We start from the raw sequence: 16,333 nt of genomic DNA, 5'->3' as shown, positions 1-16,333 counted from the left end.
ACAGGTAATAACTTCATCGTAGACTACCAATAAACGGTACGCCGGATGTTGCTATTGTGTGGCATTGGTATAACTAAAAAAAGCCGTGTATAGTTCGTATTTCAATAACCAGCAGAGGGATAGGGATTACAGATAACGTACTGAAAATTAATTGTTTATAGTAGTAAACAGCTTGCTGTTTACTAAGTAGTTACACACGTTTCTAATCAAACTATAATCTGGAAAAAGGAAGGTTATTTTAAAGACTCCTTTCCTATCTGATTCAATAGTTGATGGATTGGTTGTAAGCTATTCATGTTTTAATTGACTACTGCCAGCCTCACCACGGGACGTACCTGGGAATCAGGAAATTAACAGAACAACATAAAAAAATCCCACGGCATTATCGCCATGGGATTCGAAGCATATTGGTGTTGTGTACCTGTTATTCGCCAGCAAGTGCTTCTGCACCACCAACGATTTCAAGGATTTCTTTGGTAATAGCCGCCTGCCGAGTCCGGTTGTAGACCAGTTTAAGGTCTTTCAACAACTCACCAGCGTTTTCTGTTGCTTTATCCATAGCGGTCATCCGGGCACCGTGCTCAGATGCATTCGATTCCAGTACAGCTTTGTACAATTGAATCTTCAACGTTTTTGGAATCAGTTCCGTGATGATCTCGTCTTCATTCGGCTCAAACGTATAGTTAACGTTCGTCGTCACGCCAGCCGGAGCGGGCGTCGACACGATTGGCAACATCTGCTCAGCGCGGATAATCTGGGTCGCTACGTTTTTGAATTCGTTGTAGATGATCTCAACTACATCAAATTCGCCGTTAACGAACTGCTCCATTGCTTCTTCAGCCGCTTCGCGAACGGTTGAGAAACTCAGTGAACCAAAGGCATTGACGTGGTTGGTATTCACTTTAAAACCGCGACGTTGCATGGCTTCAGCTCCTTTTTTGCCGATGGCCATCACCTGTACCGTACCCCGCCGAGCCTGCTCAGCATATTGCTCGTTAATACGGATCATGGCTGCCTTCACCACGTTGGTATTGAACGCTCCACAAAGGCCACGGTCAGACGTTACAAGGATCAACAGGACGTTCTGTACGGGCCGAACCTGCTTGTAGGGACTATCGGCGGCGGTTTCGGCACCGGCTGAAACAGTACCGAGCATTTCGCTCAATTTCTGGGCGTATGGACGCATCTGGGTAATAGCATCCTGCGCGCGCCGCAACTTGGCCGCCGCCACCATTTTCATGGCTTTGGTAATTTGCTGCGTCGAGTTTACCGATACAATCCGATTGCGTACTTCCTTTAAACTGGCCATGGGAGTAAAATAAGTCGATAGTCGATAATCGGTAGTCACGTTACTGAAAATCGACTCGTACTACGGCAGCGCGACTATCGACTATCAACTATCGACTATTGACTTATTTTAATATTTCGCTGTCAAATCAGCAACTACTTTGCGGATGGCGGTGGTGGCCGTATCGCTCAGGTTACCTTTCCGAAGGTCGGTTAATGCATCGGCATACTGCGATTGAAGCAGCATGTTGAATTCCGACTCGAATTCTTTCACTTTGTCAACCGGCACTTTATCCAGCAAACCGTTGGTCGACGCGTAGATGATGGCTACCTGCTGCTCAACCGGAACGGGTGAGTATTGGGGCTGCTTCAGCATCTCCTGGTTCCGACGGCCACGGTCGATGGTCAGTTTCGTTGAGGCGTCAAGGTCAGAACCGAACTTGGCGAAGGCCTCCAGTTCGCGGAACTGAGCCTGATCCAGTTTCAACGTACCTGCCACTTTCTTCATCGACTTGATCTGGGCGTTACCACCCACGCGAGATACCGAGATACCTACGTTGATAGCAGGACGGATACCGGCGTTAAACAGGTTCGACTCCAGGAAGATCTGACCGTCGGTGATCGAGATCACGTTGGTTGGAATGTAGGCTGATACGTCACCCGCCTGCGTTTCAATGATCGGCAGGGCCGTCAGTGAGCCACCACCTTTCACTTTACCTTTCAGGCTTGGTGGCAGGTCGTTCATTTCGCGGGCGATGTCGTCGTTCTGGTTGATCTTGGCGGCCCGCTCGAGCAGACGGCTGTGCAGGTAGAATACGTCACCTGGGTAGGCTTCGCGTCCTGGTGGGCGACGCAGCAGCAGCGATACCTCACGGTACGATACGGCTTGCTTAGACAGGTCATCATACACAACCAGGGCAGGGCGACCCGTATCGCGGAAGTACTCACCAATGGCGGCACCTGTAAACGGAGCAAAGAACTGCATGGGCGATGGATCTGATGCCGCAGCGGCTACGATCACCGTGTACTCCATGGCACCCGCTTTGCGCAGCGTAGCTTCGATCTGCTTGATCGTCGAGGCTTTCTGACCGCAGGCAACATAGATACAGTAAACAGGCTCCCCTTTTTCGAAGAACTCGCGCTGGTTAATGATCGTATCGATGGCTACGGCAGTTTTACCTGTCTGACGGTCACCGATGATCAATTCACGCTGACCACGACCGATGGGGATCATGGCGTCGATTGCTTTGATACCCGTCTGGAGGGGTTCAGTTACCGGCTGACGGTAGATAACGCCGGGAGCTTTACGCTCCAGAGGCATCTCAAAGGTCTCGCCCTGAATGGGTCCGTTACCGTCGATGGGTTGGCCAAGGGTGTTAACAACGCGGCCGAGGATGCCTTCGCCTACGTTTACATAGGCAATTTGGCTGGTGCGCTTAACAGTATCGCCTTCTTTTACCTCCGAGTAGTCGCCGAGCAATACAGCTCCGACGTTATCTTCTTCAAGGTTAAGAGCGAGTGCCTGCAAGCCATTGTTGAAGGCGAGCAATTCACCGGCCTGTACTTTAGACAAACCGTAGATACGCGCCACACCGTCGCCGATTTGTAGCACCGTACCCACTTCTTCGAGTTCAGCCTCGGTCTGCGCTCCAGCTAACTGGGCACGAAGGATAGCTGATACCTCATCGGGTCTTACGGACACCATATAGTCTGAGAAATCGTTAGTTAGAGATTAATTTTCGGGCGCAAAGGTACGGTTAAAATTCGATAAAACACGGATTAAGGCTCAACAAAGCGACGATTCCTTAGATTATTCTAAGATTTTACACGTAATCGGTAGCTTATTCGTTTGGGTACGTTGCCAGCAGTATCCCGACCGGCTGAATAGTGTGGAGAGGTATAAAAACAGTACAATATTTCGGATCGTTGCATCTTTCCGAGTCAATATGGTTGCACAGGGTCTATTTTCAGTTTGGCTGATAAGTCTCTCGTTCGAATTGGTATATCTGGTAGGAAGTAGTACGTATGCGCAGCAGCCGTCTGTTGTAATGTACCGTGCACATGTGACTACCTACACGGCTTCTCATTTCCGGGGGGCTCGAAGAAGTAGACAGTGTAGTGATAACTGTAGGCGGTCGATACATTCCTCCTGCATTGGCTCACCAAGGTTGTCATTCGTCGGGAAATAAGAAGAAAGCCCGGATCATAGGCGCAATTGTAGGCGCTGCTGCGCTGACCTATGTCGCTAATCAGGAATTTATAAATAGCCCTTCCCGAAGTGCCGGCGTAACGGTTCGGAAGATGGGGCTGTCGGCCCTGGGTGGCGGGCTTGCTGGTTTACTGGCTGGATCAGCAGTAAGCCATGTGAGTTTTAATGCACGTGTGATCCGGCCAATGGACCGGTCTGGCTCTACAACCAATTTATTTCAACAGCTAAAGCCATTTTCTGTGAAATATCAGCAGGAAATGATCAGCCGAGTAGCTGAAAAGGACCGGCGATTTATACGGCAAGCACTAGTCCGTGTTAGCGTATCGCCTCCGTAGCTGTTTGTGCGTAGGCCTTTGAATAGTTGATCGTTTTTACCTGACCAACAACGTACCTGAGCCCCTGAAAGAGATGGTTAACGAAAGTAGGGTCGGCGTAATCTTTTTTATCATGACCCAGGGCCGTGCACCAGGTATGCCCGCCATCGAACTCGTAATACCAGGCGGCAGGATACAGTTCATTGAATGCGCCGGCTGAGGTCTTGATCTTCTCGGCCTCCTCCGTACCAAGCGTTGTGAGGTCATGGGCCAGCACCACCGTTGGGCCGGGTGATAGCTCTTTCATGAAATAGCATTCATCTGCTTTCGACCAGACTGTAGGTACGTTCGTCATTGATGCATGTTGCGCGGCCAGTACGCGTAGCTTATACGGCTGGAAGCGGGGATGCCATAGAAAGGTGCCGCCCATCATGCGTTTGAACCAGGGCCAGTTACGCTCGGTACCTAATACCGAATGAATACCAACAAAGCCACCGCCCGACTCGATATACCGCCTCAGTGCCAGTCGCTGCGAGTCCGAATCGAACACGTCGTTGTTAGTGCTGGCGAAGATCAGGGCCGTATACTGGCCTAGGTTCGCTTCACTAAACGCATCGGGCTTCGCCGTGGTATCTACTTTAAAGCCGTGTTCCTGCCCCAGTTTCTGGATGCACGCTACCGCAAACGGGATGTTATCATGAACGTACCCTTTGCCATTCTTCGTGTACACCAGCACCTTCACCCGCTTCCAGTTAACACGATCTGACTGGGCGTGGATGTTCGACCAGAGCGATAGGCAGAAGAGCAGAGTGAGCAGGCTGGCTTTGTACATGGTGGGGAAGGGTTTTTATAATTTCTTGCGTAAGGCTTTGGAGAACAGTTGATTATTCCGAATTATGGGTAAACATCCACTGTGTAACCCCGAAGGGGTGATATGTTAATAGCGGTGCTCTGAAAACGGCTTAGTCCCGGCAGGGGCGATATAACCAATTGCCCGTCAGACAAACATATCGCCCCTGCCGGGGCTTTGTGCTTGCTAAGGCGATTTGTTTCTATTGACGTATCACCCCTTCGGGCCTGCAAATTGGATGATCACTGCAAAAACCAGAACTACTTAAATCGAAAGAATTCACTGACCTTATTATTGAATTCGTCGGCACGGTCGATCAGGGTGGCGTGGCCGCAGTTGGGCACGATCCAGAGCCAGGAGTTAGGTAGGTGCTGGGCGATGGCTACGGTATGGGCTGTCACGATCAGGTCACGGTCACCGGCCATAATCAGGGATGGCGACTTTATGGCGTGTAATGCCTGAAGCGGAATGTTTGGTTGAAGTACGTCAAGCGCGAAAACTTTCCAGTCGTTTTTATCTTTCGGGCTGGTGCGGGGCTTGTCTTTCTTCTCGACGTATTCTTTCTGCATCTGCTTCCAGAGCGAAGGCACGAGCGCCGTCGAATCGGGCCATAGATTGGCGCCGGTAGCCACCAGTTTCTTTACTTTTTCGGGATGCTGCATGGCCAGCAACAGGGCGTTGATACCCCCGTCGCTCCACCCGATCACGTAAGCCGAATCGATCCTGAGCGAGGTCAGCAAGGCGGCAAAGTCATCGGCCATCAGCTCGAAAGAGAGCGTATCGCCGGGGTCTATCGATTTGCCGTGAGCGCGGCTATCCACCGCAATCACCCGGTAGTTTCGGGCGAAATAGGGGATGTTCTTGCTGAACGAACTGATGCTGCCACCGTTGCCGTGAATCAGCAACAGCGGTTTACCCTTGCCATAGGTTTCGTAGTATAGCCGAACGCCATTAACCAGTTGGTACTTACCAGCGACGGCATTATTTCCATACGGGATAGCCTGCCCGCGAACAGACAGGCTACACACCAGCAGGAAGAGCATACAGCTCGTCTTCATAGAGCAGTGTCAACGGGGCTAGCCATTAAGCGATAGTCAGCTTCTGGGCGTGCTTCTGGGCTTTCAGGGCCAGCTCGGTCGCCAGGAAACAGTGGGCCTGTGTCATGGCGGTTTCGGTACGGTTCAAAATATCATCGACCAGTTGTGTACCGTAGGGGAGGTCCTGCTTGCTGCAATCAATGTAGCGCGTTTCTTTCTTATCGACCAGAAACAGGTGACTGCCGCCGGTTCGGCCGGCAATATCCACGTTCTTCCGGATCTCGATATAGCCATCTGTTCCCAGAATTGTTAACCGGCCATCGCCCCAGGTGTTGAGCCCGTCGGGGGTGAACCAGTCGACCCGGATGTAGCCCGCGCCTTTATCGCCGCGTAGCGTCAGGTCGCCGAAGTCTTCAAAATTGGGGTACTGCGGGTAATGCACGTTGCCCGTTTGCGACGATAACACTTCGCCTTTGGTTGAGCCCGTGAAGAACAAAAACTGATCGACCTGGTGCGAGGCAATGTCGCAAATGATACCGCCAAAGCGTTTTTTGTCGAAAAACCATTCTGGCCGCGACGTTAAACTAATGCGGTGTGGACCCATTCCGATGGTCTGGATAACCTGCCCGATGGCACCCGCTTTGACCAGTTCACCGGCTTTTACGGTAGCTCTGTTCTCGAACCGTTCGCTGAACATGATCGAATAAATGCGCTTCGTTTCCTGCTGCACCTTGCGTACCTGAGCCAACTGCTCGAGGGTGGTTATGCCCGGCTTGTCAGACATAAAGTCTTTACCGGCTTTCATGGCCCGAATACCCAGCCCCGCCCGTTCGTCGGGGATACCTGACGTCAGAATGAGTTGAGTACTCTTGTCGTTCAGTACTTCATCTTCCGAACGTGCCTGTTTGACTTGTGGATACCGTTTGGCAAAAGCCGCCGCCAGATCAGGTTCTTTGGCATAGAATGAAACCAGTTCGCCACCGCCACGGATCGTTGCTTCAACCTGACTGTATATGTGGCCGTGGTTGATGCCCACGACGGAAAACTTGATCCGTGGAGCCAGATAAGGGCTGGCTTGCAGACTGGGAGCAAGGGCCGACAGAGCAGCAATGCCTGTGGTCTGTTTGAGGAAGGTACGCCGGTTAGATGATAGAAGAGTCATGAGAGAGTTCAGGAAGAAGAGGCCTAACGTACCTGGCTTTTCTTGGCCAGCGCTAACGCCTGAGTGGTTGTATAATATTTGGTCAGCATGTTGGGGACTTCCCAGGCGGGGAGTTTACCTGCTTTCAGGTACGTCAGGTAATTCTGCATAACCCGTCCGAAGTGAGCCTCGTGCCCTTCGTTGTAGTGTTCAGGTACGTTCACGATCCAACCTGTGGCTGTCTGCTTAATATCGACACCCGGAAACTCACGCTGGATGGCGGGCAGCACGTCTTTCAAGGATGTTTCTAATTTATTGCCAGCAACAGGCTCAATGTACAGCGTTGGCTTATACTGCTGTTCGGCGCCCTGACGGATGATCAGGTTGGCTTTTGTGCCGCGCATGATCGAGTAGTGCGTATCACCGCCGCCAGCCGGCGCTGCGTAGGCCCAGATTACCGACACCTTGGCGTGAATGCCTCTCAACTGATAGTTGATTTCGCCGTTGCTGTACACCCGCAATACGCTATCCTGTACCACGTCTTTCTTCAGGTAATCCGGGAAAGCGGGCAGTTTGGTGATGGCTTTAAACTGGCTAAGCCGCATATCGGTGGTCCAGCGGCGGGCCGATGTGAGGCGTACATCTTTCCTGTAATCAAGGGTTTGGTTGGGGAAGCATTCCCACTGCACCAGATCAACCAGGTGGGTTGTTACGTCAACGATACCTTCGCCCTGCTGGGCCACATCCATAAACCAGGCGGGCCGGGTCAGGATGCTGCCCGATACGTTTTTGTAGAAGTGGTGCACACTTTCCTTCGTCACGGCCGGGTTCTCCGGTGTTCCTTTTTCGAGCGTGCCGAATAGAGATGCCTGGCGCGAGAAAGCCCGTTGCAACATGGTCGTGATCTCGTAGCGCTCGGTCATGATGTCGTAGAGCAGCACGTTCTTCTTTGCCGCAGTCGCAAATGATTCCTGCAACTTGCCAAACTCCGACCCGTTGATAACCATTGGTTTATCGGCCAGTACGTTAAAACCTGCGCCAACTGCCTGGTGAATGTAATCGGTTTTCAGCTGGTTGTTTCCCGCCATTACGACCACATTACCCGCCCGCTCAGCCATCATTTTCGCCATAAAGTCAGGGCCACGGTATACCTCCTCCTGCCAGTTCGTTGGCTTATCGCTTCGGGTGTTATAAGTACGTATGCGGTCGAGGTGCATCTGCACATCGGGGCCATCGGGCGCATACACATGCACCTTAGGATCAACACCTTCGTACATCGATTTCTGCACCAGCGCTGCATGAAAATGGCCGGGATCAAGTGTGATCAGTTTGATGGGGCCAATGGCATTGGGCCCGCGAAAAGCAACCAGCAAGGCAACTCCGATGGTAAGGGCAATGGGAAAAGCAATTTTCATATCAAGCAAGTTGTACCGAAGCTCCAGCTTCGGGAGTCAAGGCTCGTTTTGCACTGCCGAAGCTGGAGCTTCGGCGCTACTTACGCTTTCTTTGCCGGCTTCTTTGAGTTTGAGGCGACGATGGCGTACTCTTTTCGTTGTGGACGTGACAGTAGCTTGTTGGCTTCCGGGTCATTGATAAACTGCTCCTTGTCTGGATTCCAGTAAAGCTTCCGGTTCAGTTTCATGGCCGCATGATGGAGCAGACAGGCTGAACACGAGCGGTGGCCAATTTCGACCGGGGCGATGGGCTCTTTACGGCTCACGATGCTATCCAGCCAGTTGCCGTGGTGTTCTTTACTGATAGGCAGGTTTATCTCGTTCGGGCCAATCACCGAGGTAATGATTTTTGGATCGCTGGCGTCGAGTGCTTTAGCTGCATTCTGTTTGGCAATGGGGTCGCTGGCGGTAACCGAGGCATCGCCCCGCGAGACGAAGATCCAGCCTTTGGTGCCTTCGAACTTGATGCCGTTCGGAATCTCATTGCTGACTACCATCTTCACCCCGTTTTTGTAAAGCGCTTCGGTCTGGAAAATACCGTGCACATTCCAAAGGCCGCTCTTCGGAAAATCGGCTTTCCCCCAAATCTCTACGGGGCCAGTGTGTTCCGTATCCATGGCCCAGTGAGCGCAGTCGATGTGGTGTGCACCCCAACCGGTGATCATGCCGGCGCCAAACTGTTCACAACGTAACCAGCCCGGCCGGTCGTAGCCCATCTGTGGATGAACGCGTTTTTCGGTATAATAAACCTCTGGTGTTGTGCCGAGCCACATATCGTAGTTCAGATTTTTTGGAACCGGCATCTGCGGCTCTTCATCCCCTCCGGGATCGCCGGGTAGGCCGACATACACCGTTTTCAAGTCGCCGATCCGGCCATTACGAACCAATTCGGCGGCATACCGGAATTGCTTCGACGATCGCTGCTGACTACCCACCTGCACGATCCGGCCCGATCGTTTTACGGCATCAGCCATCATGCGTCCCTCCGAAATGGTCAACGAAGCCGGCTTCTGCATGTACACGTCTTTGCCCGCTTCAACCGCATGAATAACAATTGGGGCGTGCCAGTGGTCGGGCGTGCTCACAATGACCGCGTCGATGTCTTTATTCGTCAGCAATTCGCGATAGTCGGTATAGACTTTAACGCCGTCATAGTCTTTGCCTGTCTTCTTCGAATAGAAGTCATTGACCAGCTTTTTGGCATCATTGGCGCGGTTACTATCCAGGTCGCAGACCGCCATGATGTTGGCGTTTTCGTATTGCCAAACGCCGGGCATATCGTGCCCACGGGAAATTCGCCCTGTACCAATCGCGCCAATGTTTATCCGGTTACTGGGGGCATTCTTGCCAAATACCGATGCAGGCACAATGGTTGGAAAGCCTACGGCAATCGCCGCTGCTTTGGCCGACAGGTCCAAAAACGTTCTACGGTTAATTGATTGATTCGACATGAGTAAGGTATTTAGGAAGTTCAGACTAGTTTTTCAGGTACGTTGCCTTAAGCCAACCGCGCCTTTTTGCGAGCTGGATTGAACACAAAAATGTAGAGCATCAACCAGGCGCAGAGATAGGCCACGCTGGCAATATTGAACACCACATTGTAACCACCCGGCAAGTCGCCGAGACCTTTGTAATGGTCGAGAATACGGCCAACGATCTGCGGGAAAAGACTGCCACCCAACGTGCCTGCCATTGTACCGAAACCGACCACCAGGCTCAGGCTACGCTTTGGGAAGACGTCGGACGCGACGGTAAACACGTTGGCCGACCAGGCCTGATGCGCGGCTACGGCCAGGCTTAGAATGCCGATAACGGGCCATATGGTATTGAACTGGCTAATCGAGAGTACGGGGACCACACACACGGCAAACAGCAACATAGTATACTGGCGGGCCTTGGTAGGTGACCAGCCCCGGCTGATCAGCTGCGATGACAACCAGCCACCGCCCACACTGCCGATGGTTGCGGCTGTGTAAATGATAATCAGTGGCGCACCCAGTTTTTTAAGGTCGAGGTGATACACGTCTGACAGGTAGGCGGGCAGCCAGAACAGGAAAAACCACCAGATAGGGTCAGTAAAGAGCTTCCCGAACATGAATCCCCAGATAGCCCGTTTACGGAAAATAGACTGCCATCCTTCCCGAATTTCGGGGATCACGTCGTCGGCTGTTTCAACATCGCTGTTAATGTGCGCCAATTCAGCGGCGCTCACGCGTTTGTGTTTGGCTGGAACTTCATAGAAATACCACCAGAAAATGATCCAGATAAAGCCGGTCAGACCCGTAATGATGAATGTCATGCGCCAGCCAACGGCAATGGCCAGGGCGGGCACAACGGCGGGGGCCACCACCGCACCAATGTTGGCGCCTGCGTTGAAAATGCCGGTTGCCAGCGCCCGCTCTTTTTTGGGAAACCATTCGGCAACTGTCTTGATCGAGGCCGGGAAGTTGCCCGATTCACCAATGCCGAGTAAGCCACGGGCAACCATGAAGCCGGTTGTTCCCCCGGCCATTGCGTGTACCATCGCTGCCAGGCTCCACACAATGATCGAGATCGTGTAACCGTTCTTGGTGCCGATCCGGTCGATAACGTACCCGGCCAGCAGCGTGCTGATGCCATAGGCCATGGTAAAGGCCGTAACAATATTGCCGTAGTTCGATTCCGTCCAGCCGAATTCCGCCGTCAGCAATGGTTTGAGTAAGCTGATAACCTGCCTGTCGAGGTAATTAATGGTGGTGGCAAAGAAGAGCAGGGCGGCAATCACCCATCGGTAATTGGTCTGGCCCTGGTTCGTATCCAGCGTAGGAGCAGCGGGAGCGGTATTGAGCATAGGAGTTAACGAATCATTCGTAGTGAGTGGGCTACGCGGTTGGGTGATGGTTGGTTAAGGAATAAGGATCTGGAGGCGAATAGCTATCTGTACGAGCAGCGCCCCAATTTATTTAATGGTCCAGCCGAAGTAATCTACTGTATTATAGTACGATATATTAGCCGCCAGTTGCCCCAGCCAGGGCAGGTCGTTTGGCACTAGTCCGCGCTGAATATCCTGGCCGATCACGTTGCAGAGGATGCGGCGGAAATAATCGTGACGGGAGAACGAGAGGAAACTGCGCGAATCGGTCACCATCCCGATGAAGCGGCTCATCAGCCCCATATTCGAGAGTGTGTTCAGTTGTTTCTCCATCCCGTCTTTCTGATCGAGAAACCACCAGCCGGAGCCCCACTGAATTTTGCCCGGCACACTCCCGTCCTGAAAGTTGCCAATCATGGTGGCAAACGTCTCGTTGTCGGCCGGATTCAGGTTATATAGTACCGTTTTGGCCAATTGTCCGTCCTGATCAAGCGCGTCGAGGAAACGAGCCAGTCGTTGTGTCTGGCTCCAGTCGCCCATCGAATCACCGCCAACGTTTACACCCAACTGGTTGTAGAGGCGGGTACTGATATTCCGTAGGGCACCGAGGTGGAACTGCTGAACCCAGCCGCGTTTCGCGTATTGACGACACAGTTCGAGCAGGACGTACCCCTGCAACAGATCAATCGTTTGGGCATCGGGTGCAGTTTCGCCAGCCAGTAATTGTTTACAGGCCGTTTCCAGGGCAACCGTCCGCAAGGAAACCGGTGGCAGGCGTTCCAGACCGTGATCAGATGCCCGGCAACCCAGCTCATGAAAGGCGTCGATTCGGCTAACCAGGGCTTCGAGCAGTGAATCGAGGTCGGTTACCGCAATGCCCGAGACGGCTACCAGCCTGGCAACCTGCTGCCGCCAGGCGTCAGTATTGGCAGGAAGCAGCGTGTCGGGCCGAAAAGTCGGGTACATTTTCAGGGCCTTACCCTCTGCTGCGTATTGGCTGTGATACTGCAAATCGTCGGTTGGGTCGTCGGTAGTACAAACGACCTGTACTTTATGCGCCTCCAGCAGGGCGCGGGCTGTTAGCTTGTTCTGAAGCTGTTCGTTGCAGGAATCATAGATGGCCCGTGCATTTTGTTCGGTCAGCAGATCGTCGATCCCGAACGGGTGCTTCAGTTCCATCTGGGTCCAGTGCTGAAGCGGGTTACGCATGGTGTAGGGAACCGTCTTCGACCAGGCCAGAAACTTCTCCCAATCATTACGATGACCCGTGATCAGTTCTTCGGGCACGCCGTTTGCCCGCATGGCCCGCCATTTATAGTGGTCGCCTTTGAGCCATATTTCGGTCATGTTGGCGTACCGTTTATCCTCGGCTATTTCATTGGGAGGCAGGTGATTGTGGTAGTCTACAATCGGCAGATCGCGAACGAAGTCGAAATACAGTGCCCGGGCGGGGTCGCTTTCAAGAACAAAGTTTTCCGAAATGAACGGTTCGGTGATTGTATTGGCTTGATAATCAGTGTACATAGTGTTAGTGTTGTTGTCGGTTTATGATTGCCAGCCTTCGGCCCGGCTGATGCCCAGCTCGAGCCCCCGCAACTCGGCCAGCCCACGTAACCGGCCAATGCAGGAGTAGCCGGGATTGGTGCTTTTGTGCAGGTCGTCGAGCATCTGATGGCCGTGGTCGGGCCGGAAGGGGATGGGTTCGGCAACGCGTTGTTGAATGGCCAGCACTTCACGCATGACGGCATACATATCTACATCACCATCGAGGTGATCAGCTTCGTAGAAATTGCCATGCTCATCTTTCCGAACGTTGCGCAAGTGAACAAAATGAATTTTCTCGCCAATCCGACGGGCTAATGCTGGCAAATCGTTGGCCGGATTGGCCCCCAGTGAGCCGGTACAGAAACAAACACCGTTGCTGTCATTGGGTACTTTCGTCAGCATGTAGTCGTAATCGTCGGCCCGCGACATGATACGTGGTAAGCCAAAGATCGGAAATGGCGGATCGTCGGGGTGGATGGCCAGTTTGATACCCAACTCGTCGGCAAGAGGGGCTACGTCGGCCAGAAAATCGGTCAGGTTCGAGCGAAGGGCATTGGCGTCAATGTCGGCGTAGGTAGCCAGTTTGGCCCGCATGCCTTCAAGCGTCTGTTTGGCTTCGCCGGGAATACCGAACATCACGATATCGGCCAGGTGTTCGCATTCTTCCTGGCTGTACAACGCAAACCGGCGTTCGGCTTCGGCCTGAACGGCAGGCAGATAATCGCCGGCGGCGTTGGGGCGTTTCAACAGGTGAATATCAAAAACAGCCAGATCGAACCAGTTGAAATAAAGCGCTTTAGAACCATCAGCCATGGGGTAGTTCAGATTTGTGCGCGTCCAATCGTTGACCGGCATGAAATTGTACGTCACAACCTTGAGGCCACACTCAGCCAGATTGCGCAGGCTCTGTTTGTAATCCTCTATATGTTGGCGGAATGCGCCTGTTCGGGTTTTAATGCTCTCTGAAACGGTCAGGCTTTCCACTACGGCCCAGTGCAGGGGAGAGGCACCCGGTGCAGCGGCAGAAATTTCGGCCTGGCGGGCTTTAATAGCCTCAACGGGCCACACCTCTCCGTGCGGAATCTGATGCAGTGCAGAAACAATACCGCTGGCGCCTGTCTGACGTATATCGGCGAGAGTTACCGGATCATCTGGCCCAAACCAGCGCCATGATTGAAGTAGATTCATTACTATAAAAGTTGACAGTATAGACTTGGCAATGCTTTTCTACAATGTAGGAGGAGGGCTATATCCTACTCACTTGTTTGTCTTTCATTGCCATTTTCATTTTTCATTACAGTCTGTTCGTGGATCATTCCTACTTGGTGTGTTGGGCGGGTACTGACCCTAGTCGGGTCAAAATGAGTTAGTCACGCATCGGAAGGGTGAAAATGTACGTACCATGAGTACCGGTTGAACGGGAAAATCGGTTTTGTGCATCAATACTGTTGTCTGTGAACAAATTTGTGGCCCTTTAACTGATTAACTACTTTCATCATTTTGAACTTTATCAGTTTGCCTTAGCGCCAAACGATTCAACCGCCAATCATGAGACGAAGCGTTACGCTCAAAGACCTGGCAAAGGAACTGGGACTGTCTGTATCGGGCGTCTCCAAAGCCCTTCGCAACGATCCTGGTATTGGGGATGCTACGGTGGCCCGTGTTCGGCAATTGGCCGAAGAGCGTAACTATGTTCCGAATCTGGCGGCTATACATCTTAAACAAAAGCGCAATTTTAAAATTGGAGTCATCATTCCCGATTTGTTTGATCAATTCTACGGGCTGGCCTTGCGTGGAATTGAAGACACCGCCGCCCGAAACCAGTATTCCGTTGTATTTACCCAAACCCACGAACAGCCCGACCGCGAACGAGCGTTAATCGAGACGATGATCCGCAACCGGATCGATGGGTTACTCATTTCAATTACTACTCAAACCGACCAAACCGACTTCGTTGATCAACTGGAAGCCATCGGCATTCCGGTTGTCTTCTTTGTCCGTGCACCCCGCGACCGGCCGAGTTACAACGTCACGGCCGATTCGTTTGAAGGAAGCCGGGAGGCCATAACATACCTGATCCGGAAGGGACACCGTCGCATCGCTCATTTACGGGGCCCCACGTTGCTTTCGCTCAGTCAGGTACGTTACGATGGCTATCTTCAGGCCCTGTACGATCACCAACTACCGTTCGACGCCAATCTGGTTAAACAGCCCACCCCGGAACCAGACTCTGTAGACAATCTCATGCGGGAACTGATGCAGCTTAACGATCCGCCTACGGCTGTGTTTACATTTAAAAACTACCTCACCCTGGATGCGATCTCGTATATGCAGCGCAACGATTCCGCCAGAGTCAGTCCACTCGACTTCATCGGATTTGGTAACCTGCCTTTACTAAAACACATCGACTACCGCCCCCTGGCTGCCGTAGATGCTGATCCGTTTGATCTGGGTGCTGAGGCCTTTGACCTACTTCATCAGCGTATGGTCAGCAGCTCGGAACCGGTTATCCAGCAGGTTAAAATTCCCTGCCAAATGACCATCTATTAGGATACTGCGCTGCTAGTGAACCACTAATTCACCGGGTACTTCAATATGTGTCGACTCTGCTGGCTTGTCACTTATCAATTGCATCAGCAATCGCATTGCTTCCTGACCCATCAGGCCAGGGTTTTCTTCAATCGAGGCCGCAGGTTTATGAGACAGGTGTTTGAGCAAGGGTAGGTTGCCGAAGCCAACAAACTCTATCTGGTCTAATCGCTCCGGGTACGTTCGTTTCAGGTAGGTAATAGCGTCAATTGCCATGTAGGTTTTGAAAGCCAGTATTCCGGTTGGGTAGTCAGCTCGGGCCATCGCTTTTGCCATGATGGCATCGGTATCCGCTGCTGTTAGACTATTTGGTTGGTATATGGTCCCATCTGCCAAACGGTGCCGATCCTGCAATGCCTGTTCAAAGCCTGTTCGACGCTGCTGACTGGCATTAACGTTGGTTGGTCCATTTATGTAAGCTAACTGCTGATGCCCCCGATCGAGCAGGAAATTCGTGGCTATCCGGGCCGAATCTGTATTTAACAACGTTACCTGAGCACAGGCCGGATCGTTCAGACTTCGGGCGATATAAACAACCGGAATGCCCGCTGCTTCCAGTTGGCGATAGGGGGTAAGGTTGGTTGTGTTGGGCGTAATAGTGGCAATCAGGCCATCCACGCCGTCGAGTCGCATCAGGTCCAGAATAGCGTTTGAACGGGACTCAACATCGAGGGTTTGGCTCACCAGCACGCTATACTGCTTGGCGGTCGCTACTTCGTCAACCCCATTGATGGCCTGCACAAAAAACTGATCCAGCACATTGGGAACAATCAGACCGATGGTCAGGCTTCGCCGCCGCTGAAAATTACGGGCAACCTGATTAGGAATGTAGTGGCGAGCCCTGGCAAGATGTTCAACCCGTTCGCGCGTGTAATGCCCGATCGTCGGGTCATTATTCAGTGCTTTTGACACGGTTGAGACCGAGACCCCCAATTCCAGCGACAATTCTTTCAGTGTGACGAGTTTTTTCATAACTGAATTGGCCTGATACTAGTGGAGGTGGCCAGCCTATGTCACATACGCGACACCGTCTGACCACCTCCGGCAAGCCTGCGA

Annotated in this window: 13 protein-coding genes; 2 read left to right on the top strand and 11 right to left on the bottom strand. The window is 52.4% G+C overall.

Going from position 1 to position 16,333, the window contains the following annotated elements; genetic code table 11:
- Nucleotides 1–424: 424 nt before the first annotated feature.
- A complete protein-coding gene (gene atpG / locus J2I46_RS22915) occupies nt 425–1,309 on the bottom strand; it encodes an ATP synthase F1 subunit gamma (RefSeq protein ID WP_207331390.1) in 885 nt (294 codons plus the stop codon).
- Nucleotides 1,310–1,417: 108 nt separating this feature from the next.
- Nucleotides 1,418–2,992: a F0F1 ATP synthase subunit alpha gene (atpA, locus tag J2I46_RS22910; protein ID WP_207331389.1), complete on the bottom strand. Its 1,575-nt coding sequence runs from the start codon at nt 2,990–2,992 to the stop codon at nt 1,418–1,420.
- A gap of 449 nt (nt 2,993–3,441) precedes the next feature.
- On the opposite strand from atpA, the gene J2I46_RS22905 reads away from it, so the two are divergent.
- Nucleotides 3,442–3,831, top strand: coding sequence for a hypothetical protein (locus J2I46_RS22905; protein WP_207331388.1), 390 nt, complete (start codon nt 3,442–3,444; stop codon nt 3,829–3,831).
- On the opposite strand, the gene J2I46_RS22900 is transcribed toward J2I46_RS22905, so the two are convergent.
- From J2I46_RS22900 to uxuA, 8 genes are all read right to left on the bottom strand, one after another.
- The gene (locus J2I46_RS22900; protein WP_207331387.1) at nt 3,812–4,642 is read right to left on the bottom strand and encodes a ThuA domain-containing protein; all 831 of its coding nucleotides are present in this window, start codon (nt 4,640–4,642) and stop codon (nt 3,812–3,814) included. The genes J2I46_RS22905 and J2I46_RS22900 overlap by 20 nt on opposite strands.
- Nucleotides 4,643–4,920: 278 nt before the next feature.
- Nucleotides 4,921–5,718, bottom strand: coding sequence for an alpha/beta fold hydrolase (locus J2I46_RS22895; protein ID WP_207331386.1), 798 nt, complete (start codon nt 5,716–5,718; stop codon nt 4,921–4,923).
- Between the two features lie 25 nt (nt 5,719–5,743).
- Complete coding sequence (locus J2I46_RS22890) at nt 5,744–6,859, bottom strand: Gfo/Idh/MocA family protein (protein ID WP_207331385.1); 1,116 nt, start codon at nt 6,857–6,859, stop codon at nt 5,744–5,746.
- 23 nt (nt 6,860–6,882) lie between these two features.
- Nucleotides 6,883–8,253 (bottom strand): putative oxidoreductase C-terminal domain-containing protein, encoded by a 1,371-nt coding sequence (locus J2I46_RS22885; RefSeq protein ID WP_207331384.1) that lies wholly within the window; start codon nt 8,251–8,253, stop codon nt 6,883–6,885.
- 80 nt (nt 8,254–8,333) lie between these two features.
- On the bottom strand, nt 8,334–9,743 hold the full coding sequence (locus tag J2I46_RS22880; RefSeq protein ID WP_207331383.1) for a Gfo/Idh/MocA family protein: 1,410 nt from the start codon (nt 9,741–9,743) through the stop codon (nt 8,334–8,336).
- A gap of 47 nt (nt 9,744–9,790) precedes the next feature.
- On the bottom strand, nt 9,791–11,122 hold the full coding sequence (locus J2I46_RS22875; RefSeq protein WP_207331382.1) for an MFS transporter: 1,332 nt from the start codon (nt 11,120–11,122) through the stop codon (nt 9,791–9,793).
- Between the two features lie 108 nt (nt 11,123–11,230).
- Nucleotides 11,231–12,667 carry a glucuronate isomerase gene (uxaC, locus tag J2I46_RS22870; protein WP_207331381.1) on the bottom strand — a complete coding sequence of 479 codons (1,437 nt, stop codon included), beginning with the start codon at nt 12,665–12,667 and terminating at the stop codon, nt 11,231–11,233.
- 21 nt (nt 12,668–12,688) lie between these two features.
- A complete protein-coding gene (gene uxuA / locus J2I46_RS22865) occupies nt 12,689–13,876 on the bottom strand; it encodes a mannonate dehydratase (protein ID WP_207331380.1) in 1,188 nt (395 codons plus the stop codon).
- Between the two features lie 360 nt (nt 13,877–14,236).
- Here uxuA and J2I46_RS22860 point away from each other — a divergent pair, with 360 nt between their 5' ends.
- Complete coding sequence (locus J2I46_RS22860; RefSeq protein WP_207331379.1) at nt 14,237–15,238, top strand: LacI family DNA-binding transcriptional regulator; 1,002 nt, start codon at nt 14,237–14,239, stop codon at nt 15,236–15,238.
- Between the two features lie 12 nt (nt 15,239–15,250).
- Here J2I46_RS22860 and J2I46_RS22855 read toward each other — a convergent pair whose 3' ends face one another.
- Nucleotides 15,251–16,249, bottom strand: coding sequence for a LacI family DNA-binding transcriptional regulator (locus J2I46_RS22855; RefSeq protein WP_207331378.1), 999 nt, complete (start codon nt 16,247–16,249; stop codon nt 15,251–15,253).
- Nucleotides 16,250–16,333: the final 84 nt, after the last annotated feature.

This window comes from Fibrella forsythiae (assembly GCF_017353175.1).
Lineage (GTDB): Bacteria > Bacteroidota > Bacteroidia > Cytophagales > Spirosomataceae > Fibrella > Fibrella forsythiae.
This window is presented reverse-complemented; position numbering and strand designations above follow the sequence as displayed.

What these genes read in the sequence shown, in the direction of transcription:
- atpA (WP_207331389.1), bottom strand. Translation starts at nt 2,992, where the DNA reads ATGGTGTCCGTAAGACCCGATGAGGTATCAGCTATCCTTCGTGCCCAG.
- J2I46_RS22875 (WP_207331382.1), bottom strand. Translation starts at nt 11,122, where the DNA reads ATGCTCAATACCGCTCCCGCTGCTCCTACGCTGGATACGAACCAGGGC.
- J2I46_RS22885 (WP_207331384.1), bottom strand. Translation starts at nt 8,253, where the DNA reads ATGAAAATTGCTTTTCCCATTGCCCTTACCATCGGAGTTGCCTTGCTG.
- J2I46_RS22855 (WP_207331378.1), bottom strand. Translation starts at nt 16,249, where the DNA reads ATGAAAAAACTCGTCACACTGAAAGAATTGTCGCTGGAATTGGGGGTC.
- J2I46_RS22890 (WP_207331385.1), bottom strand. Translation starts at nt 6,859, where the DNA reads ATGACTCTTCTATCATCTAACCGGCGTACCTTCCTCAAACAGACCACA.
- J2I46_RS22860 (WP_207331379.1), top strand. Translation starts at nt 14,237, where the DNA reads ATGAGACGAAGCGTTACGCTCAAAGACCTGGCAAAGGAACTGGGACTG.
- atpG (WP_207331390.1), bottom strand. Translation starts at nt 1,309, where the DNA reads ATGGCCAGTTTAAAGGAAGTACGCAATCGGATTGTATCGGTAAACTCG.
- J2I46_RS22900 (WP_207331387.1), bottom strand. Translation starts at nt 4,642, where the DNA reads ATGTACAAAGCCAGCCTGCTCACTCTGCTCTTCTGCCTATCGCTCTGG.
- uxuA (WP_207331380.1), bottom strand. Translation starts at nt 13,876, where the DNA reads ATGAATCTACTTCAATCATGGCGCTGGTTTGGGCCAGATGATCCGGTA.
- J2I46_RS22895 (WP_207331386.1), bottom strand. Translation starts at nt 5,718, where the DNA reads ATGAAGACGAGCTGTATGCTCTTCCTGCTGGTGTGTAGCCTGTCTGTT.
- uxaC (WP_207331381.1), bottom strand. Translation starts at nt 12,667, where the DNA reads ATGTACACTGATTATCAAGCCAATACAATCACCGAACCGTTCATTTCG.
- J2I46_RS22880 (WP_207331383.1), bottom strand. Translation starts at nt 9,743, where the DNA reads ATGTCGAATCAATCAATTAACCGTAGAACGTTTTTGGACCTGTCGGCC.